This window comes from Streptomyces silvisoli, from assembly GCF_029269905.1.
In the GTDB taxonomy this organism is placed as follows: Bacteria; Actinomycetota; Actinomycetes; order Streptomycetales; family Streptomycetaceae; genus Streptantibioticus_A; species Streptantibioticus_A silvisoli_A.
Genome location: NZ_JARJBC010000002.1, coordinates 171174 through 193754 on the forward strand (window position 1 = coordinate 171174; position 22581 = coordinate 193754).

A 22581-nucleotide genomic window follows, 5' to 3' on the forward strand; every position below is an offset into this window, starting at 1 on the left:
GCGGGATGTCAGAGCTGGTTGGGTTCCAGCGACCAGAACAAGACGGTGAACTCCTCACCGATCTGCGTCGTCAGGTACGCGCGCACCTGCTTGTAGATCTCATTGCGCGTCATGCCGCCGGGCGCGTCGAAGACGTTGGAGACCGTGGTGAACACGCCGCCAGCGGTCTGCGCGGTGATGATCCAGAAGTAGGCAGTGGTCTGCTCGGTGGCCGGTGCTTCAGCGGTCTGGCTGCTCACAGCAACTCTCCATTCGATTCATGCGGCGAGGTCGGGCGCATCCGCGCAAGCGGCGCAGATGCCGAGCGAGGTGGGGGAGGGTGTAGCCCGCGTCGCGGTCGCAGCGCGGGCAGAGGCGGCGGGCGGCGTTCGCCTTGGCGAGCGCCGCCCATTTCGCTGGGGTCATCGTCCTGACCGGCAAGGCGGCGTCGACGCGGTACAGGTACGCCACCCGCACCCGGCGCCCGTACCGGCGCGTCCGCCACATGACCTGTGCGGCGATGTCCTGCCCGCCGGGGCGCAGGCCCTGGGCGCGTAGTTGGCGGCGGGTGGCGTATCCGTCCGGGGCGAGGCGGTAGGGGTAGGTGGGGATGCCGTACTTGGCGCCGGTGGGGTCGTAGAACCGCACGGCGGTCAACTGGCGATAGACGCGGGGAGGGTAGCCAGGTGCGGTTCGCGGTTCTTGACCCGGCCGCGGGCGGTACGGGCTGTCGACTCCGACGCGCCCAGCCCTGCTGCGGCCATGGCGGCCGTCATCTGGCTCGTGGTCGGCTGGGCGCCCAGTGTCCCGAACAAGGCCCGCACCAGTCCGTCGACGCGGTTGGCGTAGACGACCGGCGGGCACACGTCGACGGCCGTCGACCGAGCCTCGACGGCAGGCGCGGACGGCGGCAACTCCGGCACGGGCGCCGCCTCGACGTGTTCCGGCGCGGCGTCGTCAACCTGTCGCTGGTCGACGGTCACCGTTGTGGGCGTCGACGGGGGCTCGACGGGCGTCACCACCCGCCGGGCGAGGTAGGCGTGGACCTGCCGCATCAGCGCACCGAACGCGAGCAAGGCGGCGACCGGTGGCACGGCGGCCACCACGTAGTCCATGGGCTGGGCTTGCGCTCCCACGCCCGCCACGTTCAACGCGATGGAACCGCCGGAACCAATGCTGGCCAGGGCGACCGCCCACCCGTCCACCCGGCGGGCCAACGACGCCCGCAGGATGAGTAATTCGCCGATGACAATGAAAAGGTCGACGGTGGCGGGCCACGCCCACGACCGCACGGCGGCGTCACCCATGCCATGACGGGCGGCGACCTCTTGCAGGTGCTCGTAGCTCAGCCAGAACGCCGCGGCCGTCAGCACCACCGTGAGCGCACCTGCCAACGCGGTGATCACGCCCTCGACGGTGACGGGCGTCGACGCCCCGTCGACGGCCGTCGACCGCACCCGGTTCCGGCGAGCCTTTGAACAGTCGGTGATCACCACGCGCCTCCTTCGGCATGGCGGGCGTCGTGGGTTCCGGGTCGTCCGGCGCGGCAGCCGTTGACGGTCGCTATGACGGGCGTCGGGGCTTCGGTCAGCAGGCAACCGCCGCCCTTGCCCTTGGCCTCGAACATGGCCTCATCCGCCCGCCGCATCAGACTCGCGTAGCCCGCAGGGCGGCCCGGCAGTGTGAACGCGGCGCCGATGGAAGCCCCCAGCACCAGCGAGCGGCCGTCAAACGGGACGGGCTGGCACAGCCATTCGTGCAGGCTGACCAGTTCCACCCACAGATCCCAGTCACCCAGCGGGAGGACGGCGGCGAACTCGTCCCCGCCCAGACGGGCGACGACTCCGAGCCCGTCAGCCCACTCCGCGAGGCGCGCACCAATCTCGCGGATCGCCGCGTCACCTGCCGCATGCCCGAAGGTGTCGTTGACCGCCTTGAAACCGTCCAGGTCGATGACCACCGACGCGACCGGGCCACGGCGGATCAGGCGGGCCGCGCGGCGCTCAAAGGCGGGACGCAGCGGCAGCGCGGTCAATGGATCCCGTCGGGCCCTGTTGAGTCGGTGCCGCATCCAGGCGGCCTCCGACCAGCCGACCGCCCCCACCGCAGCCAAAGCATCAGTGACGGCGCTCATGCCGCACCCCGATCCGAAGACGGGGTCGACTGAACCCTGATGTGGGCGATCAGTTCGACCGGCGATGACGGGTCACCCGGGACTGCGTTGATCTCGTACCACTCCCACGTGGCGCCGGGTGCGACCTCGTACCCCAACTCACGGAGAGCTTCGGCGCGTTGAACGGGAGTGGGGATCGCGGCGCCAGAGCCCCAGCAGCGTTCGGGCCACCGCGAGGCGGTTCCCCACAGGACGACGTACAGGCACCAGCTATCGCCCCTGGAAGACATCTGCGCCTTCATGCGGCGGCCACCTCCGCGCGCTGGATGCGGCGGTGGAGGCTGACGACCTTGGGCAGCGCCCGGGACGTGATCAGTTCCGGTACGAGGCGGGTGACGCGGTCGAACAACTCCGGGTCGTCGGCGAGGATGTCGCGAGCCGCGTCGTGGCGAGCCGCGCGCTCCTCGGGGCTCTCGTTGTCCTGGCCCAGCCAGAGCTCTGGCACGATACCGACGGCCAGTTCAATGAACTCCGAGGCGCTGACTGCCTCGTGGTACGCGATGAACGTACGCATAGAAATCTCCAGAAGTCGAAGGGAACGAAGAGCCGGGGCGGTCGCGGTCATTGGCGAGAGGCGACCGCCCCGGGAGCGCTGCGCGCTGGTCACCAGATCCGGTGCGTGCGGATGCGGGTAGCCAGGGCAAGTGCGGCTGTGTGGCGGGCGTCCGCCTCAGTCCTCAGCCGCTCCGCCTGGTGCGGATGCGGGCGCGGCACGCGGACGGGCAGAGGCTCGCGTTCGTCGCGCTCGTGTTCACTCACCGCCGACCACCCCTCGCGCGGGCGTCGTCTTCGCTGCGCTTGTTGGCGTCGGCGTTCTTGCGGGAGAGCGCGTCGCGCTCTTGGTCTGTCAGACTGGTGATCACAGGTCCTCCGATGCAGGTCCTGTAGTGCGGCGCTCAGGGGGCCTAAGCCCTGGGCGCCGCTGGCGTGTTGACCACTCGGGGCGAGCAGCCACGACCCTCGGCAACGCCGGGTGGCGTTGTCGAGGACCGTGCGCGCTCGCGCAACCGGAGCCGCCGTTTGCGGCTGGGTTGATCTCACCGGGGTGACTCAGTCGGGGTCGCCGTCGTGCCGGTCCAGTACGGCGGCGCCCTGGGTATGTCGGCGACCCATGGCAGGGGTCCCCTTTCAGGTGGTCCGGTTCTCAGGTGATCGGTAGCCACCCGCTTGCAGCCCGGCCTGACGGCTGGGGATTCGCGGTGCGGCCCCTGCTCACTCCCGACGGGTCAGTGAGCAGTGCCCCTTTCTTCGCCCCGGGGAGGTGGTGGCCCCGGACCGCCCTATCCACGGGGCGGCGGCGTGCGGCCCGGATCGCTCCGGGCAACCTCCCGAACCCTTGCCGGAGGTTGGAGGTGGCCTCCCGAGCCCGATGCCGCTGGGCTGGAGGCGGCCCCATCGACCACCCGTGTGCAGGTGGCTGGGGCGGCACACTGTGCAGTTCTCAAACAACGACCGCTCCCCTCCCGCCCCGTTTCCAGGACGTTCAGGCGCGTTTACGCAGGTCAAGCAGACGCTTTCGGGAACCGCTCCTCGGGGCCGGGCGAAAGCGATTCCAGATTGACCCAGGTCAATCTTGCTGTCAAGCCGATCTACCGAACTCGGATTGACCTAGGACAGCTACGCTCGTGGCATGGACCTAAGCCCTGGGGCGCACAAGCCGACGGCCAAGGAGATCGCAGCGAAGTTCCGTGAGGACATCGCGAACGAGGTGTACGGCCCCAATGACCGGCTGCCCGCAGCCCGCGGTCTCGCGAAGAAGCTCGGCGTCCAGCTCATGACCGTGCAAAGCGCGTACGGCCAGCTTCGTGCCGAGGGGCTTGTCATCACCCAGCAGGGGCGCGGAACGTTCGTCCGCGACCCAGCTGTGCCCCTTGGTACCGAATCGGGCAGTAGCCCAGCGTTCACCGCGCTGGCTTCGGAACTCAGCACGATTCACGAGGCGCTCCGGCAGCTCGGCGACCGGATGGACCGGCTGGAGAGGCTTGTCGGAGGCGATGAAAAACCACCTGCCCGGTGAGCTTGTCGGCACGGCCCAGCAGGGATTCCGTCTTGGCGCGGGCCTCGCGCAAGCTGGCTTTGATCAAAGCCAATTCAGCGGCGCTCATGCCCAGCTCGGCGGTGCGGCACTCATTGCTTCCTGACATGCCAATGAGCATGCGGGTGCCCACACAAGAGGACCCGGACAATCTGTCCGGGTCCTCTTTCCTTGCTGGTCAGATGCGTTGACGCCCCGTTACCTCGTTGCCTCATCGACGGCGTTGAGCACGGCCAACCACGGGAGTTCACGCCCCGACGGTGCCTCCCGGGGCTCGTACAGCGGCCACACGTCGGGTCCGTAGACGAGGTGAACGCCTCCCGCCCGCAGGCTGTCGATGTGTCGTTGCCATGCCGGATGACGAGCGTGTGCGGCGTTCACGCGCGGGAAGACCACCACCGGCAGGTCATTGGTGCCCAGCGCCTCACCAACCTGCGTCAGCGCCTGATTGTCCATGATTCCTGTCGCCAACTTCGCGACCATGTTGGCACTCGCTGGGGCGACGACGTAGCAGTCGACTTCCGGGTGCGGACGGGGTTCGTCGGGACGTCGCGGTGCGTCGCGGACGGGCAAACCAGTCAGCCTCTCCAGCCGCTCTGCTTCGCCGTTTACCCGCAGCCAGTCGCCCGCTGTCGGCGTCAGCGTCACGGCCACCTGCCAACCGCGCTCCATCGCAGGCTCGACCAGGCCGGTGCGCACCGCCTCCAACCCACCGGCCGCTGAACCAACGACTCCCAGCACCCCGCGCTTGCTTGAACTCACTGCACCGCCCTGCATCGTTGAGCCATTACGAACACCTCGGATGAACGAGAGCCACCGGTCACCGGGGACTGTTTGATCAGGTCCCGCAGCGTCTCGCGCACCCTGGGATTGTTACGCACGAGCTGTGGCGATGTCCGTTCCGCAGTCCGCAGCTCTGCGAATGCTTCGTCTCCGCGGCCCGCAAGCGACAGTGCCCGAGCGAAGTCGATGCGGTGAGACACGCTGCGCTCCTGTGGCATGTGGTCCACGTTGATCTGTCCGTGCTCCACGACGTACGAGACGTTGTCCAGGTCGAGTTCGGCGGAGAGCCGGTGGAGCAGCACGTTCGTTGGCCCGAAGCCGGTTTGCCAGTAGTTCTCGTCCGAGCCGAGAGCGCCCGCGAGTTCTTCGGCGCGGGCCAACAGACTGGTCGCGCTCGGTCGATCCTGGTGGCGTGCTGCGGCAACCGCCGCGCGCAGGTGAATCATTCCGAGCAAGCTCAGTGCTGCCGGGTCGTTCTCAGCTACTTGGGGCGACAGCCACGCGGCCGTCGTATTGCCTAGCTCCAGGGCATCGTCATAGCGGCCGTTGGCGAGCAGCGCATGTGTGCCGGAACGTGCAGCCGATGCCAGAACGAGCGGGTCGTCAGACTCGTCGGCGGCTCTCATCGAACGCTCGGCGGCCAGCCACGAGATATCCGATTCCCCGATCTTCGCAAGCGTCGTTGCCGCCAAGTGGTGGGCCCGAGCCGACACGGCCCAGCAGTCGCGCCGGTCGTCGCCCCGACGAGCAGCACGGTCCTCCAGTTCCTGCGCCGTCTGGAGCAGTGCCGGGAGAGCCGCGATCACGCTGCCGAGCCGACCGCCTTGATAGTCGTTCCATGCCTGTTCGACGCGTACGGCGACCGGCGCGGGAGTCGGAAGTTGTACATCAGCTTCGGGCCCAAAGAGGAGACGCGAAAGTCGACGCGGGCTCATGAGGGCGTCTCGCACGGCCGGTACGTCGTCCTGTTGCCTCTCGTCCTCCACGAGCACGGCCTGTCCAAGCAGGTCTCCGAGAGGGACACGGAGGGTGCGGGACAGCTCTGCGAGCATGTCGATCCGCGGCGGCTTCCTGCGGCCAGTCTCAATCTTCGCCAACCAGTCGGTGCTACGGCCGACAAGTCCAGCCAGCACCTCTTGCGTGTAGCCGCGACGCTTCCGGTAGAACGCGATCCGCTCGCCGATGGTGAGGTGATCTCCGAGACCACGCATTGCGTGCTGCCTCCTGCTGGTTGTGGGGGCTTGCTTCACAGTACAGAGCCGGTGATGGGGCGGGCAGCCGGTCCTCGCGCCGACATCGCTACGAGCGTGTCCAGCTCAATACGAAGAGACCCGGCCGTTACGTTCCAGCCTCTGACTTCCTAGGCCGAAGGTGCGCTTCGGGCTGTCCCGCCCATCCTGCGCTCCGTCACGAGAGCCCGCGTCGCCGCAGGATGCGGGCAGAGTGATCGAGGAGAGCGGCCAGGACCTTTCGGGCGGCAGCCCGACGGTAGGGGTACCGAGACCAAACAGCTGGAAGGATTACTCCAGCGTAGAGGCAGAGGAACACAACGAGCACAACAGCAGCTGCTGGGCTTGCGGTTGCGACTACGTGCGCGACCCCGTGACGCATGTTTTGGGTGATGCTCACGAAGCAAGTCTCCGTTCGACTGTGCCCTTGGCGGTTCCGTTAGGCGACGTCTCAGAGAGTGCTTGTCCACGAACCTGTCCAGCAGCCTCCCACGGAAGATTGGACGATTACAGTGCGTCTGCGCTGGTCGAGCCCTACGCTTCTCAGGTGTCCAAACCGAGCGCTTTGGACAGTGACCAAGTCGGGAGCCCGAGTGAGAGCAGAACAGAGCGAGGACCCAGAGAAGGAGTTCTACGCAGACCTGCGGCGCCTCAACCAGTTCTATGAGACCCGCCTGGCTAAGCGACGGACGTCTAGATCGCTGGCTCGCGCCATCGGAACGTCGCCAAGCACAGTGAGTAACTGGCTCAAGGGGAGTACCTTCCCTCATCGGGAAGACCGTCTTATCGCCCTGATTGAGCAACTACGTATGGTTGCTGATCAAGCCCAGGTTCAATGTCCCGACGGCCTGTTGGACGCAGTCGCCTGGAAAGAGCGCCATCGGTCCGTCGCTCGGCAACGAGCCGCGAGGGTACGTGTGGGCGTTCTACGAGCCCAAGCCGTGGACGCGCTAAGCCATTCGGAAAGCAACGCCAGATACGCCGCGTTGACCGACAAACCACGCCCGCTGGAGCTGTGGACCGCCGAGCAGCTTGGAGTTCACCCCGCCATCCCAGGCACCGATGACCTTGGAGCAATGGCTGATTTCACGCTTCCCACCTATATTAAAAGGCGGCATGACCGTGTGCTGCGAAAGCGCCTGCGTTCAATTGCGGCCGGAAATGGGACGGCCCTAATTGTGATTCGTGGCGAGTCCTGTACGGGAAAGACTCGCACCGCTTTTGAGGGAATCCGTGCTTGTCTCGAAGGTTGGCAACTGGTCTTCCCTAAAACTGCGGACAGCTTGCTAGCTGTACTGGCCGCCCGTGCACTCACGCCGCGCACTGTGCTTTGGCTAAACGAAGCTCAGAATTATCTCACGGGATCCTCTGGTGAGGCTGCAGCAGCCGCATTGCGCACACAATTGGAAGAGCCTGGCCCCGTATTAATAATCGCCACGTTGTGGCCCAAATACTATGACGATCTGACCCAGACTCCGGAGTACGGGCACGATCAACACACACACTCTAGATCCCTACTCGGACCGGTGATGCCCCTGTGTGTGCCTGACTCCTTCGATGACGAGTCCTTGCGTGCCCTACGTACGTGCGCTTACACAGACCATTCATTGGCTCATGCGGAGCAGACAAGTCCGGACGCAAGGATTACGCAAACCTTGGCAGCCGGTCCAGAGCTTGTCGATTATTATGAACACGTAATTGATGCGTGCACGAGAGCTCTGATCGTAGCCGCAAGCGATGCCATTCGCCTAGGTGTGAGCTCGCCTCTACGCGGAAGTCTGTTGCGGGACGCTGCCCTAGATTACCTGACACCAATTCAGCGTGCCCGCGCTACGCCTGACTGGTACGAAAAATCTATTAAACAGGCGTGTCGCATGATAAAAGGGGTCACTGCGGCACTTCTTCCGACCCCTAACCCCACGGGTTTCGGAGCTCTTCCGGATCACTACAACATCGCCGATTACCTCCACCAACATCTCGTTGCTCGTCGGCAACTGACATGCCCACCGGCGAGCTGGTGGGATGCCATCTTGCAAAATAATTCGAATCCCGATGATCTAGTGACGCTCGCAAATTCTGCGAGTCGGAGAGGGCGTATTCGCTATCAAGCTCTCTTTGCGGAGCGTGCGGCAGATTTTGGGAATTTTAATGCGTTGGCTCCAGTCGCCCACATCAAGGATGTTGCTGGTGATTTCTCTTATGCGGATAACCTTGTTGAGCGCGTGGCGGCAGCGCGAGTTCCGCACGTCCTCAGAATGGCGGCTGAGTACCGGTTTAGCATCGGCAACTGGTCGGTCGCGGAAAAACTATTACGCCCTTTTGCCGCCATCAACGATGCCTGGTCGCTGCGGAGGCTAGCCAAGATCCTGGATATTCAGGGAGACTCTTCTATGGCGCGGAGGTATGCGGAGCTCGCCACTGAAGCAGGGGACCCTGATGCACAATGGGACCTTGCCATGTCTCGTATCTGGAGCGACGGAGAGGGTGCCATTGACGTGGAGATACTCCTCCAACAGGCTCACGCTGCCGGTTGCCGCGTCGCAATGGACTTGCTGCAGGCATTTCAGCGCCGATCCGAGAGCGCAGAAAGAAAGGAGCAGAGGCTACGCGAAGGAGCGGCGCGCGGTGACACGGAAAGGGAAGAAGAGCTTTGGCGGCATCTGCGGCAGCAAGGAAAATCGGATGCGGCTAAAGTTGTATTGCAGAACGCGGTCGATTGTAACCACATTTGGGCCCTCCTTAAGCTTAGTGAAATGCGGCAAGAGGATGGCGACACGCCGGGAGAACTCGAAATCCTGCGCCGAGCTTTTGGCGTTGATCCAGCGTGTGCGGTGCGACGACTCTGCGAGATTCTGATAAGTATGGGAAAGCTTCGGGAAGCCGAAGAATTGATGTTTGGTAAGCGAACCCCAGGCTTCCAGAAGTTGCACACCGAAATCTTCCTTGAAGCGTGGGAGGAACGAGGGGAAGGTGAGCGAGCGGAGAAGGCCACCCTAGGTGAAGCTTCCAGTGCCAGCCACTGGGGCATTTCGAAACTGCTGGAAATCCGGGAGCGTCGATCCGATACTGACGGTGCGGAGCGCCTTGTCCGCCTAGCCTCGGCAAAACAGATTAATCTGCTGTCGGAACTCGTAAAAATTCGTGTAGCTGGAGGGCGACTCGCTGACGCGGAAACTCTCCTGCCAAGGGCCTTCGAAACGAGGGACGTCTACGCGCTGAATGCCTTAGCGGTAGGCAGGAGTGAAGCGGGAGATCAGCGTGGTGCTGAGGAGCTTTTACATCACGCGATGGATTTCGGTGATGAAGTCGCAGCACGTGATCTCGGTGTCGCGTGTGCGCAACGCGCAGATTGGCAAGGTGCCATAAGGTTTTATCGTCGAGCGTTGGACGGAGGGTACTCTTCGGTTCTATGGAACCTTGCTGGTATTGTTGAGAAGGTGGAGGGATATTCTAGTGCGGAGCAAATGAGGCGTTTTGGGATCGAGCCTGGTGGCCAGCCCTCGCCTCCTTGGCCTGGTGATGATTGAGCACGGAACTGCACTATGATCGCGAGGGAGCTTCTACGCTACTCTAGAAGCTCCCTCGGGCATTTCGAACGTGATCAGCTTCCTCTAAGTGCTTTCTCCGTCTCCACGCTTGTCGTCAAGCTGATCGCTGTGCATCAGGGAGGTCAAGGGGCTCATGATGGTGCCAAAGCAAGTGACGGTCTCCGCGGCGTAGCTCCGCGTCCCCCCATTCAAGGCGCATGACTCCGGTGTCCATGGCACACGCGTAGGCCAATAAGACCAGCCCGATGTCCGGTTCGAGTTGGCTTAGGTCTTTGTGAAACTCTTGTTGCTGTAGCTCATCAAGTCCCAGGTCCAGTTCTCGCTGCATGGGGTCGGGTCCATGGCGTCGAATTAGGTCAGCTCGGAGACCGACCGCGCGGCGTAGACGAGCCACGGTGACTGGCACATTCCGTTTGGCATAGCGGATCGGATAGAGCACATGGCTGGCGACAACCATCACAGTGCGCGCTTGGAGGCGCACTGCTGTGGCGCTGGGAAGCTGGGTCAAGCCACTCGCAAGCTCCTCGTACTGTGAGGCGTATAGGCCATGCCCGTACGCTTCCAGCGTCTGTGTCCCTACGCCTCGGTGCCCGTCTCGTGCTCGTTCGTGCGCCCTGACTATGCACTCTGGGATCATCTTCGACAGCGGCACCACCAACTCACCGAAGACGCTTCGCGACCAGTCCGAGCCTGCACTCGGCTCCATCATCTGGTTCTCCCTCGTTCTAGTGGCACTGTCAGAGGCAACTGCAACTGCTCCAATCTGACGTTGACTCACCAACAGACTTGCTACAAGGGCGCGCAGTGGGAGCTACCGGTGCAGGCTGTCGATTGCGACAAGGTTGCGCCAGGCATACGCGCGCCTGATCGGCCTCCGCGCCCGCTAACGTGGCTGCCTACCGTTGGCTGAGGCGAGGCGGCACCGCTGAGTCCAGTGGCTGACGGCAGCGGGTGACGGCAACATCGTCGGACATTGGCGATCCTTGAACTACTTGGGCGGGACGGCTCGTGGCAACGGTGGGCGATGTGCTCCTACTGCTGGCCCGCTACGGACGAACTTACAAAGCAGATGTCGGCGGTTCGAATCCGTCTGTGCCCACCAGCAGACAAGCCCCGAAGCGATCAAGCTTCGGGGCTTTTGACATCCGCCGCGAAGGCTGGGGGCCTTCGTACCTTCAGTGTCTTTGCGCCCCCGGGAGGCGTACCGTTCCTTGGATCGGTCCAGGTCGGGGAACTCGACGCTCAAGAGGCGCGCCTCGGGGGGCCAGGCTGCCTCGACCGCTTCCGGTTGTGCATCGCGGACACGTAGCGGCCGCCATGATGATGGGGCGACGTTTCAGCCAGCCTGCGGTAGTCGGCCGCGAGCTCCTGGTTCAGGATCTCCACCCCCGAGCGGGGTCCGCGGCTACATCGTTGGGTGCAGTGCCCCAAATCCCTCTGGCAACAGGCGGGTTCGCGTGTTCTTATCGATCAAGGGCGAGGGCGGGGGAGAAATGCATGGGCGTGGCGATTGAGGTGGACCGGCACGGGGGCTGGGTCGGCCGGACGGTGAAGGACCTGATCGGCTGGCTGACTTGGCGGCCTGTCGCCCGACCTGGGGACGTCGTGATCGGGCACTCCTCCACACTGCGGAGCACTGTGTTCCTCTTGGTCGGTGTCGAGGTGCTGGTCGAAGGCATGATGGACATGTCGGTGATACCGCCCGCCTTGCGGCCGTTCCACTACCTGTGGATGGCCCTGATGATCGATCTGTCCACCATCTTCGCGGCGCTGACCAAGCGCAACCCGCATCGGCTCACCTCGGGCGCGCTGCACATCCGGGCCGGGCTGTACGACGAGATCGCGGTGCCGCTCAACACCATTCGTGCCGTTCGGCGGGAGATGCTTTCGGCCAAGGGGCGTGGGGTGCGGCAGGTACCAGACCGGGACGGGGACGTGATGTGCACCGTCGCCGGTTCCGCCGAGATCGCGTTGGATCTCATCGAGCCGATGGACTTGCGGTTGGCGAACGGCTCCCAACTAACTGCGCGGCGCCTCTACTTGGCGGCCGATGCCCCGGGCATCGCCCATCGGGAGCTGGCACACGCGGTGCGCAGGGCCAGCAGCGGATGAACGGGGGCAGGCGCTTCGCCGTTCGCCGGGGCGTCAGCGGTAGTCCTCCGGGTGGGACTGCATCCAGGTGTTGATCCTGTCGCGGGTGCCGGTCAACAGTGCCTGGTGCTTCCTGAGATTGGGGAAGGAGAAATCGCCAGCCAGGGTCGTCCGCATCTGGTTGACCCATGCGAGGGATTGTTTGAAGTGGGCGGGACCCTCGGGAGTGGCCTTCATGGAGGCGTCGAGGGCGTTGAGGTTGTCCAGTATTCGCTTCAGGAAGTACTCGCAGTTTCCCTCGGAGGCGGCGCAGCCGGGGTCGCTGTAGGTGGCCTGGAGTACGGCGAAGGCATCGCGGACCTCTGCGACTGGTACTACCGGTGCTGCTGAGGAGCCCGTGGGGGATGGACTAGTGGCAGTAGTGGCTGGGGCGGTGGACGGAGCGCTGGATGCCGTCGTCGCTCCAGAGGGATGGCCCGCTCCAGAGGGCCGGGCCGTACCGGAGGAGCAGGCAGTCAGTGCCCCTACCAGGAGCACTGATGGGATCGCGATCCTGATGACTGAGCTGACGTGCATGACCATCCCCCCGGATACCGCTGAAGTGTGTTGATCATAGATGGGGGGTGGCCGTTGTGTCGGCGGCCCGTGCCCGGTGGGGGAGGCTTACCGCCAGTGGGCTGGGCGGGCGAGCGCGGGGGGAAGGTTCGTGGTGGCGTCGCCCCTGGCGGCGTTGAGTTGGGGCTGGGTGAGGAAGATGACGCCGTTGAGGTCGGCGCCGTGCAGATTGGCGTCTCGGAGGTCCGCGCCGATGAGGTCGGCGGTTCTCAGATCGGCGCCGGTCAGGTCGGCGGCTATCAGGTAGGCACCCCGCAGGTTCGCGCCGCGTAGGTCGGCGCCCTTCAGCTGGGCGCCGATCAGGTCCGCGCCGCGGTGGTTCCTCTTGCGGCCGGGGACGTCCGCCCGTACCAGTTCGCTGGTGCGTAGCAGCAGGGCGTTGATGTCGGCGCGGTGTGCCGCGATGTCCAGGTCCGCGAGTTGTTCGGCGCTGCTCCGGGTGAGGCGGTCGGTGTTGTCCAGCGCGCGGCGCAGGTCGGCGTGGACGGGCCGGGTCTGCGGCAGCGTCAGCGCCTCGGTCAAGTACCAGAGCAGTTCGTGGAGTTGGCGCATCACCGGGAACACGTCGAACATCTGCCGCGCGGTGTGCGGGGCCTGGCGCCAGTCCTGGCCGCCGAACGTGACCCGGGAGACCTTCTGGCCGGCGCCGAAGCAGTCGAAGACCGTGCAGCCGGAGAAGCCCTTGTCGCGTAGGCGGGTGTGGATGCCGCAGCGGAAGTCGGCCTGGAGGTTCGTGCACGGCTGGCCGGCGTCCTTGTTGACCGCGAAGTCGGCCGACCTGGCGAAGGGCAGGGCCACGCAGCACAGGGCGAAGCAGTTCGCGCAGTCGGCCTGTAGGTCGGTGGGCCGTGCTACGTGCTGCTGGGTCAAGGCGAGTTCCGTTTCCCGTGGCTCTGGACGCGCTGCATTCTCCCATGCCGCGAGGCGCTCCGACCGGGCGGCCAGATGTCTGACCGACCGGTCAGAGTGGGTTTCGCCAGTGGGACTCGGCGGGTGCCGCTGGCGGCCGGGCGGGTGTCAGGGCGCGGTGATCTCGGTGATCGTGGTCAGCTCGGTCAGGGAGTCGATGCGCCAGTCGGCGGCTGCCGCTTCTGGGGTGTCGGCCCACAAGTGGCCCCAGGGGCCGCGGCGGATGTGGGCGGTGCGTAGGCCCGCGGCCCGGGCGGGGGTGATGTCGACAGCGGGGTAGTCGCCGACGTAGACGGTGCGGTGTGGGGCGCGGCCGGTGAGGGCCATGACGTGGTCGAAGAACTTCCTGTGCGGTTTGGACACGCCCCATTCGCCGGAGGTGGCGATCGCGTCGGCGGGCAGATCGAGGGCGCGTAGCAACTCGGCTGCCCTGGCGGACTGGTTGCCCGCCACGAACACGCCGATCCGCCGCGCTCGCAGGGCGGAGAGGGTAGGACGGACGTCCGGGTAGAGGTCGGTCTCTGCGAGGTGTTCGCCGCGTCCGGCGGCTTCGCGGGCCGCGTACTCGGCGGGCGGGTCGATGCCGGGGCGCAGCAGACGGAGGGCGTCGGCGTTGTCGCGGCCCTGTGCGACGACCGCGCCGATCAGCGCGGAGAGGGTGTGGCGGGGAACGCCCAGCCAGTCCGCCCACGAGGCCCAGTAGCGGTCGTCGTGGACCAGGGTCTCGCCGATGTCGAAGACGACGGCTTCGATCATGTCGCCCAAGTCTATTGCCTTTCCGGTGGATTTGGGGGTTGGGCGCGGTTGGCCTTTCGGCCTGTGCCGGGGTGTGGGTCGTTGGGCTGGGGTGGGCTCGGCGCCGCGGGGCCAGCGCTGTGGGGGCGCTCGCCATTGCGGCGGGGAGAGAGATTCGCGGGTGCGGCGGGGTGGGTGCGCTCGGGGTCGCGTGGGCTGAGGCGGGCCTGGTGGTCGCCGGGCCGCGCCGCGGGACGCTCGCCGCCGTGGTCGGGAGGTTTCGCGGCGGGCGGCGGCCCTTCGCCGCCCCCGCCGCTTCCGGACCCCCTGGGACGTGGGAAAATGGGGTCTTGAGGTGATCCCGGCACGATGCGCACGCTTCTGATCGACAACTACGACTCCTTCACCTACAACCTGGTGCACGGAATCGCCGCCGCTACCGGCCGGGAACCCGTTGTCATCCGCAACGACGATCCGCAATGGCGGATCGAACGGCTCGCGGAGTTCGACTGTGTGGTGATCTCCCCAGGCCCCGGCACCCCGGAGCGCGCGGCGGACTTCGGCATCTGCCGTGAGGTCATCGAGCGGTGCGAGCTGCCGCTGCTCGGCATCTGCCTGGGCCACCAGGGCCTCGCCGCCGGCTTCGGCGGCACCGTCGAGCGCGCCCCGGAACCGCGCCATGGCCGTACCTCGCCGGTGCTGCACACCGGAACCGGCATCTTCGACGGCATCCCCTCCCCGTTCGAGGTGGTCCGGTACCACTCGCTCACCGTCACCGCGCTCCCGGACGAGCTGGAGGCCGTCGCCCACACCCCGGACGGGGTGCTGATGGGCATCCGGCATCGGCACCGGCCGATGTGGGGCCTGCAGTTCCACCCCGAGTCGATCTGCACCCAGTACGGCGACCGCCTGCTGCGCAACTTCGCGGAACTCGTACGGCGGCACCACGCACCCCGAGCGCTCCCGGTGCCCGCGCCCCGATCGGCGGCCGCCCCGACCGCACCGGCCGGGACCACCACTTACGAACTCCTGGTGGAGTCCATACCCACCCGTTGGGACGACGAGGCCGCCTACGACGCGGTCTTTCGCGACCGGCCGTACGCGTTCTGGCTGGACAGCAGCCGTCCCGACGCCGGAGCCGGACGCTTCTCGATCATGGGCGACGCCTCCGGGCCGCTCGCCCGGGTCGCCACCGCCGATGTGTGGACCGGCACCCTGACCGTGCACTCCAAGGACGGCGAGCACCTGGTCACCGGTGACTTCCTGGACTGGCTCGACCAGGACCTGCGGGCCACGGATCTGTCCACCCCCGACGGCCTGCCGCCGTGCGGCTTCGCGCTGGGCTGGGTCGGCTACCTCGGCTACGAGCTGAAGGCGCAGTGCGGCGGCCGCAAGGCGCACCGCTCGTCCGAGCCCGACGCCGTGATGGTCTTCGCCGACCGTGGCGTGGTCGTGGACCACGCCACCGGCACCACCCATCTGCTGGCCCTCGCTCGGCCCGGCACGCCCGGCCCCGCCCGGGCCTGGCTGGACGAGACCGCCGCGCTGCTCGGCGGGCTGATCGGCCGTACCGCCGTGCCCGTGGCGCGGCCCGCCGCGCCGGACGCCGTCCGGCTGCGCCATGACCGGGACCGCTACCTGGAGTTGATCGGCATCGCGCAGGAGGAGATCGCGGCCGGTGAGACGTACGAGGTGTGCCTGACCAACATGGTCGAGGTGGAGGCGGTCGCCGACGCCTGGCAGTCGTACCGGCTGCTGCGGCGGGCGTCACCGGCGCCGTTCGGCGCGCTGTTGCAGTTCGACGGCGTCTCGGTGCTGAGTACTTCGCCGGAACGGTTCCTCAGCGTGACCGCCGACGGGCGCGCCGAGTCCCGTCCGATCAAGGGCACCCGGCCGCGCGGGGCGACCCCCGAGCGGGATGCCGCGCTGCGCCGGGAGTTGGCCACTGACGAGAAGGACCACTCCGAGAACCTGATGATCGTCGACCTGGTCCGCAACGACCTGGGCCGCTGTGCCGAGACCGGTTCGGTGGAGGCGCGCGAACTGTTCGAGGTGGAGACGTACGACACCGTGCACCAACTGGTCAGCACGGTAAGGGCGCGGCTGCGCGCCGACCGCACCGCCGTCGACTGCGTGCGTGCGGCGTTCCCCGGCGGGTCGATGACCGGTGCGCCCAAGATCCGGACCATGCGGATCATCGACCGGCTCGAGGAAGGCCCGCGCGGCGTCTACTCCGGCGCGATCGGCTACTTCTCGCTCACCGGCGCCGCCGACCTGAGCATCGTGATCCGTACCGCCGTGCTCACGCCCGGCCGGATCCGTTACGGCACCGGAGGTGCCATCGTCGCGCTGTCCGATCCCGAGCAGGAGTTCGAGGAGACCGCGGTCAAGGCCGCACCGCTGCTCGCGCTGACCGGCGGTGAGTTTCCGCAGCGCCACATGGCCCGCACCGCTCCGCACGGCCATTCCGACTGACCGCGCCCGGGGGGACGCCCGCCGCGACCGGGCCCGGTGGGACCGCCACTCGCTTAGCCGCGTAAGCACGGCTCCCGTGCGCCACCCGGCGTAGGGTCGGTCACGATCCTGCCCCGGTCATCTCGCGAGGAGGCGTCACCTTGGCCACCCCCAAGATCGCGGACCAGTTCATCTCCGTGCTGCGGCAAGAGGGAGTCGAGCGGATCTACGGTGTGGTGGGGGACAGCCTCAACCCGCTGGTCGACGCGGTCCGCCGCACCGACGGCATCGACTGGGTGCACGTACGCAACGAGGAGGCGGGCGCGTTCGCCGCGGCGGCCGAGGCGCAGATCACCGGGCGGCTCGCGGTGTGCGCGGGATCCTGCGGGCCCGGCAACACCCACCTGGTGCAGGGGCTGTACGACGCCCAGCGCAGTGCCGCCCCGGTGCTGGCCATCGCCTCGCACATCCCGGCCGGGCAGATCGGTACCGGCTACTTCCAGGAGACCCACCCCGAGAAGCTGTTCGCCGACGCCGCCGACTCCTGCGAGTTGGTCTCCCAGCCGGAGCAGATGCCGCGCATCCTGCGGATCGCCGTCCAGCACGCGATCGCCACCCCGGGCGTCTCCGTGCTCGTGCTCCCCGGTGACATCGCCGACCGCCCCGCCGCCCATCCCACCGGGCGGCCCTCACCGCCGGCGGCGCCCGGTGTCGTCCACCCCGACGAGACCGCCGTCCGCACGCTGGCCGAGGCACTCAACGAGGCCGACAAGGTGGCCCTGTTCTGCGGGGCCGGGGTGCGCGACTCGCACACCGAGGTGATGCGGCTCGCCGAGGCGGTCAAGGCGCCGGTCGGCCACACGCTGCGCGGCAAGGAGTGGATCCAGTACGACAACCCGTACGACGTCGGCATGATCGGGCTGCTGGGCTACGGCGCCTGCCATGAGGCGCTGCACGAGGCCGATCTGACGCTGATGCTGGGCACCGACTTCCCGTACGACGCGTTCCTGCCGCAGGCGCACACCATCCAGGTCGACCGGGACGCCCGGAAGCTGGGCAAGCGCACCCCGCTGGAACTCGCCGTGCACGGGGATGTCGGGGTCACGCTGCGGGCGGTGCTGCCGTTGCTGGACGCCAAGCGGGACCGGCGCTTCCTCGACGACATGCTGCGCAAGCACGAACGGGCGCTGACCAAGGTGGTCGGCGCCTACACCCGCAACGTCGAAAGCCATCTGCCCATCCATCCCGAGTACCCGGCCAGTCTGCTGGACCAACTCGCCGCCGACGACGCGGTGTTCACCGTGGACACCGGGATGAACAACGTGTGGGCAGCGCGTTATCTGAGCCCCAACGGCCGCCGCAGGGTGATCGGTTCGTTCAGCCACGGCACGATGGCCAACGCGCTGCCGCACGCCATCGGCGCGGCCTTCGCCGATCCCGGACGGCAGATCGTCTCGCTCTCCGGAGACGGCGGGCTGAGCATGCTGCTCGGTGAGTTGATCACCGTGCGACAGCACGATCTGAACATCAAGACCGTGGTCTTCAACAACTCCTCGCTGGGCATGGTGAAGTTGGAGATGATGGTGGACGGGCTGCCGAGCTACCAGACCGACCATCCGCCGGTCGACTACACCAGCATCGCCCGTGGCGTCGGCATCCCGGCGGTGCGCGTGGAGCGGCCGGACGCCGTCCGCGACGCGCTCAGCGAGACACTGGACCGGCCGGGCCCGGCGCTGGTCGAGCTGATCACCGACCCCAACGCGCTGTCCATCCCCTCCCGGATCACCGCGGACCAGGTCAGGGGCTTCGCGCTCTCCGCGGGCCGCACCGTACTGGAGGGCGGGGTCGGCACGATGCTGGAGATGGCCCGCTCCAACCTGCGCAACATTCCCCGCCCCTGAGTACCGGTAACGTTCCCGAGTGGCGAAACAGCAAACGACCAGCACATTCGGGAGCACAGCGCGGTGAAGCGGCACCACGGGCGGAGCAGGTTCTACGGGGCGCTGGCGGGCGCGGTCACCCTGGCCGTGACCGCCGGCGGCTGCGGCGCGGCGCACTCCTCGTCCGACGCGGCACCGCCCTCGGCCGCCGTCGGCACGAGCGCGTCCGGCAGCGCACCGGCCGTGGACACGGCGGCATGGCGCAAGTGGGGTCTGTCACCGCTGCCCGCCGCCCCGGAACCGCCCGCCGACAAGCCCGTCAAGCTCTCGGCCACCGGCACCGTTCCGGTGCTCGCGCACATCCCCACCGCGCAGAAGGTCGTCTTCGTCACCCTTGACGACGGAGCGGAGAAGGACCCGAAGTTCATCGAGATGATGCGGGACCTGAAGGTGCCGATCACGATGTTCCTGATGAACGACGCCATCAAGGACGGCTACGGGTACTTCAAACCGCTGCAGGAGATGGGCAACCACATCCAGAACCACACCCTGCACCACCCGGTGATGAACACCGTCCCGCTGGCCCGCCAGAAGGAGGAGGTGTGCGGGGACCAGAAGATCCTCACCCACCAGTACGGCACCGCGCCGCTGTTGTTCCGGCCGCCGTACGGCGCGTACAACGCGAACACCAAGACCGCGGTGGGCGAGTGCGGGCCCCGGGCGATCGTGTGGTGGCGCGAGTCGATGCAGATAAACGACATGCAGTACCAGGCCGCGGACCACAAGCTGCGCCCCGGCGACATCATCCTGGCCCACTTCCGCGGGCCCGGTGAGCTCAAGGGCACCACCATGACCGAGATGTTCGGCAACCTCCTCAAGCGGATCCAGGAACAAGGCTTCGCCGTCGCCCGCCTGGAGGACTACATCCAGGCGCCGTCGGCGTAGTGGCTGTGATGGGTTGTGGTGGTGGCGTGACCGCCGGTGCACGGCGTCGTGGTCGCTCGCCGTCGCGGCGGGGTCTGCTCGCCGCCGCGGCGCGGGTGGGCGTGTGATGCCGCGTTCGGCGCCGGTCCGGGCGGTCAGCCGGCTGACCAGGCCGAGCTGGGTGGACCTGCTGGTGGCCGGGGCGGTACTGGTCGGCCTGTACGTGGTGCTGCGGGTGGGCCGGGGTACGGCGGTGTCGTTCACCCCCAGCCGGACGGCGGCGGTCAGCACCGACCCGGCCAACCTGCCCTACTACGCGGCGCGCAGCCTGCTGCGGATGTTCGCCGCGCTGCTGGTGTCCACCGTCTTCTCGCTGCTGTACGCCTACACCGCGGCCCGCGGCAGGCGACTGCACCGGATCCTGATCCCGGCGCTGGACATCCTGCAGTCGGTACCCGTGCTCGGCTTCCTGACCATCGCCGTCACCGGCTTCACCGCCCTGTTCCCGGGTTCGCTGCTGGGTCTGGAGTGCGCCGCGATTTTCGCGATCTTCACCTCGCAGGCATGGAACATGACGTTCGGCTTCTACCAGTCGCTGATCACCCTGCCGCGTGAACTCGACGAGGTGTCACGGTCGTTGGGCTTCACCCGCTGGATGCGGTTCTGGCGCATCGAGCTGCCGTCCGGTGCCATCGGGCTGGTGTGGAACGGCATGATGAGCTTCGGCGGCGGCTGGTTCTTCCTGGTCGCCTCCGAGGCGATCAGCGTCTCCCACCACAGCTACGCGCTGCCGGGCGTGGGTTCGTACGCCGGGGCGGCGATCGCCGAGGGCGACTTGGGGAAGGTCGGCTGGGCGGTGCTGACCATGACGGTGATGGTGGTCGGCGTCAACTTCTTCTTCTGGCGGCCGCTGACCGCGTGGGCGGAGCGGTTCAAGAACGAGCAGGCGGAGGCCACCGAGGTACAGCGGTCGGTGGTGCTCGACCTGCTGCGCCGCTCGCACTGGCCCCGGCTGCTCGGCCGCGTGCTGGCCCCCGCCGCCCGGGCGGCGGGCCGGGCGGGCCGGGTGTTCGGGGTGGACGACCGCCCGCTGCTGGTACGCCCGGTACGCCGCAGGGCGGGCGACCTGGCCTTCGGGACCGCCGCCACCGTGGTGATCGGCTGGGGCCTGTTCGACCTCGGCCGCTACCTCCGGCAGCACACCGGACTGGGGGTGTTCGGCACGCCGCTGCTGCTCGGGCTGGCCACCCTGGGGCGGGTGCTGGTGCTGTTGGTGGCGGCCACGGTGGTGTGGGTACCGGTCGGCGTGAAGATCGGCTTCTCGCCCCGACTGGCCAGGATCGCCCAGCCGTTGGTGCAGATCCTCGCCAGCTTCCCGGCCAACTTCCTCTTCCCGCTGGCCACTTGGTTCTTCCTGCGGACCGGGCTGAGCCTGAACGTCGGCGGCATCCTGCTGATGGCGCTGGGCGCCCAGTGGTACATCCTGTTCAACACCATCGCCGGCGCCATGGCCATCCCCACCGATCTGCGCGAGGCGATGGACGACCTCGGGGTGCGCGGCTGGCAGCGCTGGCGGCGGCTGATCATCCCCGGCATCTTCCCGGCGTACGTCACCGGTGGCGTCACCGCCTCGGGCGGCGCCTGGAACGCCTCCATCGTCTCGGAGGTGGTCAGCTTCGGCGGCAGCACGCTGACCGCGACCGGGCTCGGCGCGTACATCGCGCACGCCACCGCGGCCGGCGACTACCCGCATCTGCTGGCCGGGGTGGCGGTGATGAGCCTGTACGTCGTCGCCCTCAACCGGCTTGTGTGGCGGCGGCTGTACCGGCTGGCGGAGACCCGGTACAGCATGGGGTGATCGGTGACGATGGAGGGGAGCGAGACCGTACGTAAGGAGGCCGCGATGGCCGCGCCGAGTGCCTGTGGCGAGATCCTGCTGTCCGCCCGCGGGGTGACCAAGTCCTATGCGGGCGCCGACGGTGAGCTGCCGGTGCTGGCCGGTGTCGACCTGGACGTACGGGACGGCGAGGTGGTGGCGCTGCTGGGCAAGTCGGGTTCCGGCAAGTCCACGCTGCTGCGCTGCCTGGCCGGGCTCATCCCGGTGAGCTCCGGTACCGTCTCCTACCGTGGCAGGCCGCTGACCGGCACCAACCCCGGTACCGCGTTGGTGTTCCAGACGTTCGCGCTGCTGCCCTGGCTGACCGTCCGGCAGAACGTGGAGGTCGGCCTTGAGGCCCGCGGGGTCCCGCCCCGGGAGCGGGCCGAGGCCGCGGTCAAGGCGATCGACCTGATCGGCCTGGACGGCTTCGAGTCGGCGTTCCCCAAGGAGCTGTCCGGCGGCATGCGGCAACGGGTGGGGTTCGCCCGGGCGCTGGTGGTCGAGCCGGACGTACTGATGATGGACGAGCCGTTCTCCGCCCTCGACGTGCTCACCGCGGAGAACCTGCGCGGTGAGTTGATGGAGCTGTGGGAGTCGGGGCAGTTCCCGACCCGGGCCATCGTGCTGGTGACCCACAACATCGAGGAGGCGGTGCTGATGGCGGACCGGGTCGTCGTCCTCGGTACCCATCCCGGCACCCTGCGGGCCGCGTTCCCGGTGCCGCTTGAGCGGCCCCGCGACCGGCACTCGGCGGCCTTCCAGGAGATGGTCGACACGCTGTACCAGACCATGACCGGGCGGCCGACGGACACACTGCGGCCGAGGGGCCCGGTGCCCGCGGAGGCGGGGGACGGGCGGCGCACCATCGCCACCGCGCCGCTGCCGCGGGCCAGCGTGGACGGGCTGTCCGGGCTGGCCGAGATCCTCGCCCAGCACGACGGGCGCTGCGATCTGGCGGACCTCGCCGACGACCTGGGACTGGCGGTGGACGATCTGCTGCCGCTGGTCGACGCGTTGGAGGCGCTGGGCATGGCGTTCGTCGAGGACAACGACCTGCTGCTGACGCCGCGCGGGGTGGGGTTCGCGGGCGCCGATGTCCGGCAGTCGAAGAAGATCTTCGCGGAGGCGGTGTGGGATGTGCCGCTGGTGCGGTTGATCGCCACCAGTGTGCGCAAGTCCGCCGGCGGCCTGCTGCGGGACGGGTTCGTCCGGGACCTGCTCGCCCATCACTACACGAGCGAGCAGGTGGCCCAGCAACTGGAGACCGCCACCGACTGGGGCCGGTACGCGGAGCTGTACGAGTACGACGCCGGGCCGCGCCAGTTCGCCCGCGTCGACGGGTGACCC

Annotated in this window: 18 protein-coding genes and 1 pseudogene; 8 read left to right on the forward strand and 11 right to left on the reverse strand. The window is 67.5% G+C overall.

The window, feature by feature from the left end:
* Positions 1-8: 8 nt before the first annotated feature.
* From P3G67_RS03785 to P3G67_RS03810, 6 genes and pseudogenes are all read right to left on the reverse strand, one after another.
* Positions 9-239, reverse strand: coding sequence for a hypothetical protein (locus P3G67_RS03785; RefSeq protein WP_276092167.1), 231 nt, complete (start codon positions 237-239; stop codon positions 9-11).
* Positions 240-257: 18 nt separating this feature from the next.
* Positions 258-636 (reverse strand): annotated as a pseudogene (locus P3G67_RS03790) (RRQRL motif-containing zinc-binding protein).
* The gene (locus tag P3G67_RS03795) at positions 633-1472 is read right to left on the reverse strand and encodes a DUF2637 domain-containing protein (protein WP_391858191.1); all 840 of its coding nucleotides are present in this window, start codon (positions 1470-1472) and stop codon (positions 633-635) included. Before P3G67_RS03795 ends, P3G67_RS03790 begins: the two are co-directional and overlap by 4 nt.
* Positions 1469-2113 carry a GGDEF domain-containing protein gene (locus tag P3G67_RS03800; protein ID WP_276092168.1) on the reverse strand — a complete coding sequence of 215 codons (645 nt, stop codon included), beginning with the start codon at positions 2111-2113 and terminating at the stop codon, positions 1469-1471. The genes P3G67_RS03795 and P3G67_RS03800 overlap by 4 nt, the downstream gene beginning before the upstream one ends.
* On the reverse strand, positions 2110-2394 hold the full coding sequence (locus tag P3G67_RS03805; RefSeq protein ID WP_276092169.1) for a DUF6303 family protein: 285 nt from the start codon (positions 2392-2394) through the stop codon (positions 2110-2112). Before P3G67_RS03805 ends, P3G67_RS03800 begins: the two co-directional genes overlap by 4 nt.
* Entirely contained in the window at positions 2391-2666 is a 276-nt protein-coding gene (locus P3G67_RS03810; RefSeq protein ID WP_276092170.1) for a hypothetical protein, read from the reverse strand. Before P3G67_RS03810 ends, P3G67_RS03805 begins: the two co-directional genes overlap by 4 nt.
* 1116 nt (positions 2667-3782) lie before the next feature.
* Here P3G67_RS03810 and P3G67_RS03815 point away from each other — a divergent pair.
* On the forward strand, positions 3783-4169 hold the full coding sequence (locus P3G67_RS03815; protein ID WP_276092171.1) for a GntR family transcriptional regulator: 387 nt from the start codon (positions 3783-3785) through the stop codon (positions 4167-4169).
* Positions 4170-4385: 216 nt separating this feature from the next.
* On the opposite strand, the gene P3G67_RS03820 is transcribed toward P3G67_RS03815, so the two are convergent.
* Both P3G67_RS03820 and P3G67_RS03825 read right to left on the reverse strand, forming a co-directional pair.
* Positions 4386-4886: a flavoprotein gene (locus tag P3G67_RS03820; RefSeq protein WP_276092172.1), complete on the reverse strand. Its 501-nt coding sequence runs from the start codon at positions 4884-4886 to the stop codon at positions 4386-4388.
* Between the two features lie 59 nt (positions 4887-4945).
* Positions 4946-6181, reverse strand: a complete 1236-nt coding sequence (locus P3G67_RS03825) for a helix-turn-helix domain-containing protein (protein WP_276092173.1) — start codon at positions 6179-6181, stop codon at positions 4946-4948.
* 959 nt (positions 6182-7140) lie between these two features.
* On the opposite strand from P3G67_RS03825, the gene P3G67_RS03830 reads away from it, so the two are divergent.
* Positions 7141-9726 carry a tetratricopeptide repeat protein gene (locus tag P3G67_RS03830; RefSeq protein ID WP_276092174.1) on the forward strand — a complete coding sequence of 862 codons (2586 nt, stop codon included), beginning with the start codon at positions 7141-7143 and terminating at the stop codon, positions 9724-9726.
* Positions 9727-11244: 1518 nt separating this feature from the next.
* Positions 11245-11859, forward strand: a complete 615-nt coding sequence (locus P3G67_RS03840) for a hypothetical protein (protein ID WP_276092175.1) — start codon at positions 11245-11247, stop codon at positions 11857-11859.
* 33 nt (positions 11860-11892) lie between these two features.
* Here P3G67_RS03840 and P3G67_RS03845 read toward each other — a convergent pair whose 3' ends face one another.
* From P3G67_RS03845 to P3G67_RS03855, 3 genes are all read right to left on the reverse strand, one after another.
* Positions 11893-12414 carry a hypothetical protein gene (locus P3G67_RS03845; RefSeq protein ID WP_276092176.1) on the reverse strand — a complete coding sequence of 174 codons (522 nt, stop codon included), beginning with the start codon at positions 12412-12414 and terminating at the stop codon, positions 11893-11895.
* 87 nt (positions 12415-12501) lie between these two features.
* On the reverse strand, positions 12502-13323 hold the full coding sequence (locus P3G67_RS03850) for a pentapeptide repeat-containing protein (RefSeq protein WP_276092177.1): 822 nt from the start codon (positions 13321-13323) through the stop codon (positions 12502-12504).
* Positions 13324-13470: 147 nt separating this feature from the next.
* Positions 13471-14118, reverse strand: coding sequence for an HAD family hydrolase (locus tag P3G67_RS03855; protein ID WP_276092178.1), 648 nt, complete (start codon positions 14116-14118; stop codon positions 13471-13473).
* Positions 14119-14466: 348 nt separating this feature from the next.
* Between P3G67_RS03855 and pabB the strand changes: the two genes are divergently transcribed.
* The 5 genes from pabB to P3G67_RS03880 all read left to right on the forward strand — a co-directional run bounded on the left by pabB (position 14467) and on the right by P3G67_RS03880 (position 22578).
* Positions 14467-16572: an aminodeoxychorismate synthase component I gene (gene pabB / locus P3G67_RS03860; RefSeq protein WP_276092179.1), complete on the forward strand. Its 2106-nt coding sequence runs from the start codon at positions 14467-14469 to the stop codon at positions 16570-16572.
* A gap of 140 nt (positions 16573-16712) precedes the next feature.
* Entirely contained in the window at positions 16713-18452 is a 1740-nt protein-coding gene (locus tag P3G67_RS03865) for a pyruvate dehydrogenase (protein ID WP_276092180.1), read from the forward strand.
* A gap of 63 nt (positions 18453-18515) precedes the next feature.
* Positions 18516-19376 carry a polysaccharide deacetylase family protein gene (locus tag P3G67_RS03870; protein ID WP_276092181.1) on the forward strand — a complete coding sequence of 287 codons (861 nt, stop codon included), beginning with the start codon at positions 18516-18518 and terminating at the stop codon, positions 19374-19376.
* A 106-nt stretch (positions 19377-19482) separates the two neighbouring features.
* A complete protein-coding gene (locus P3G67_RS03875) occupies positions 19483-21213 on the forward strand; it encodes an ABC transporter permease (protein WP_276092182.1) in 1731 nt (576 codons plus the stop codon).
* Positions 21214-21258: 45 nt separating this feature from the next.
* Entirely contained in the window at positions 21259-22578 is a 1320-nt protein-coding gene (locus P3G67_RS03880; RefSeq protein WP_276092183.1) for an ABC transporter ATP-binding protein, read from the forward strand.
* The last annotated feature ends 3 nt before the right edge of the window (positions 22579-22581 follow it).

Bases quoted from the DNA above. Each gene is read 5' to 3' on its own strand.
- P3G67_RS03800 (WP_276092168.1), bottom strand. From the start codon at position 2,113: ATGAGCGCCGTCACTGATGCTTTGGCTGCGGTGGGGGCGGTCGGCTGG.
- P3G67_RS03805 (WP_276092169.1), bottom strand. From the start codon at position 2,394: ATGAAGGCGCAGATGTCTTCCAGGGGCGATAGCTGGTGCCTGTACGTC.
- P3G67_RS03810 (WP_276092170.1), bottom strand. From the start codon at position 2,666: ATGCGTACGTTCATCGCGTACCACGAGGCAGTCAGCGCCTCGGAGTTC.
- P3G67_RS03815 (WP_276092171.1), top strand. From the start codon at position 3,783: ATGGACCTAAGCCCTGGGGCGCACAAGCCGACGGCCAAGGAGATCGCA.
- P3G67_RS03825 (WP_276092173.1), bottom strand. From the start codon at position 6,181: ATGCGTGGTCTCGGAGATCACCTCACCATCGGCGAGCGGATCGCGTTC.
- P3G67_RS03840 (WP_276092175.1), top strand. From the start codon at position 11,245: ATGGGCGTGGCGATTGAGGTGGACCGGCACGGGGGCTGGGTCGGCCGG.
- P3G67_RS03845 (WP_276092176.1), bottom strand. From the start codon at position 12,414: ATGCACGTCAGCTCAGTCATCAGGATCGCGATCCCATCAGTGCTCCTG.
- P3G67_RS03855 (WP_276092178.1), bottom strand. From the start codon at position 14,118: ATGATCGAAGCCGTCGTCTTCGACATCGGCGAGACCCTGGTCCACGAC.
- pabB (WP_276092179.1), top strand. From the start codon at position 14,467: ATGCGCACGCTTCTGATCGACAACTACGACTCCTTCACCTACAACCTG.
- P3G67_RS03875 (WP_276092182.1), top strand. From the start codon at position 19,483: ATGCCGCGTTCGGCGCCGGTCCGGGCGGTCAGCCGGCTGACCAGGCCG.
- P3G67_RS03880 (WP_276092183.1), top strand. From the start codon at position 21,259: ATGGCCGCGCCGAGTGCCTGTGGCGAGATCCTGCTGTCCGCCCGCGGG.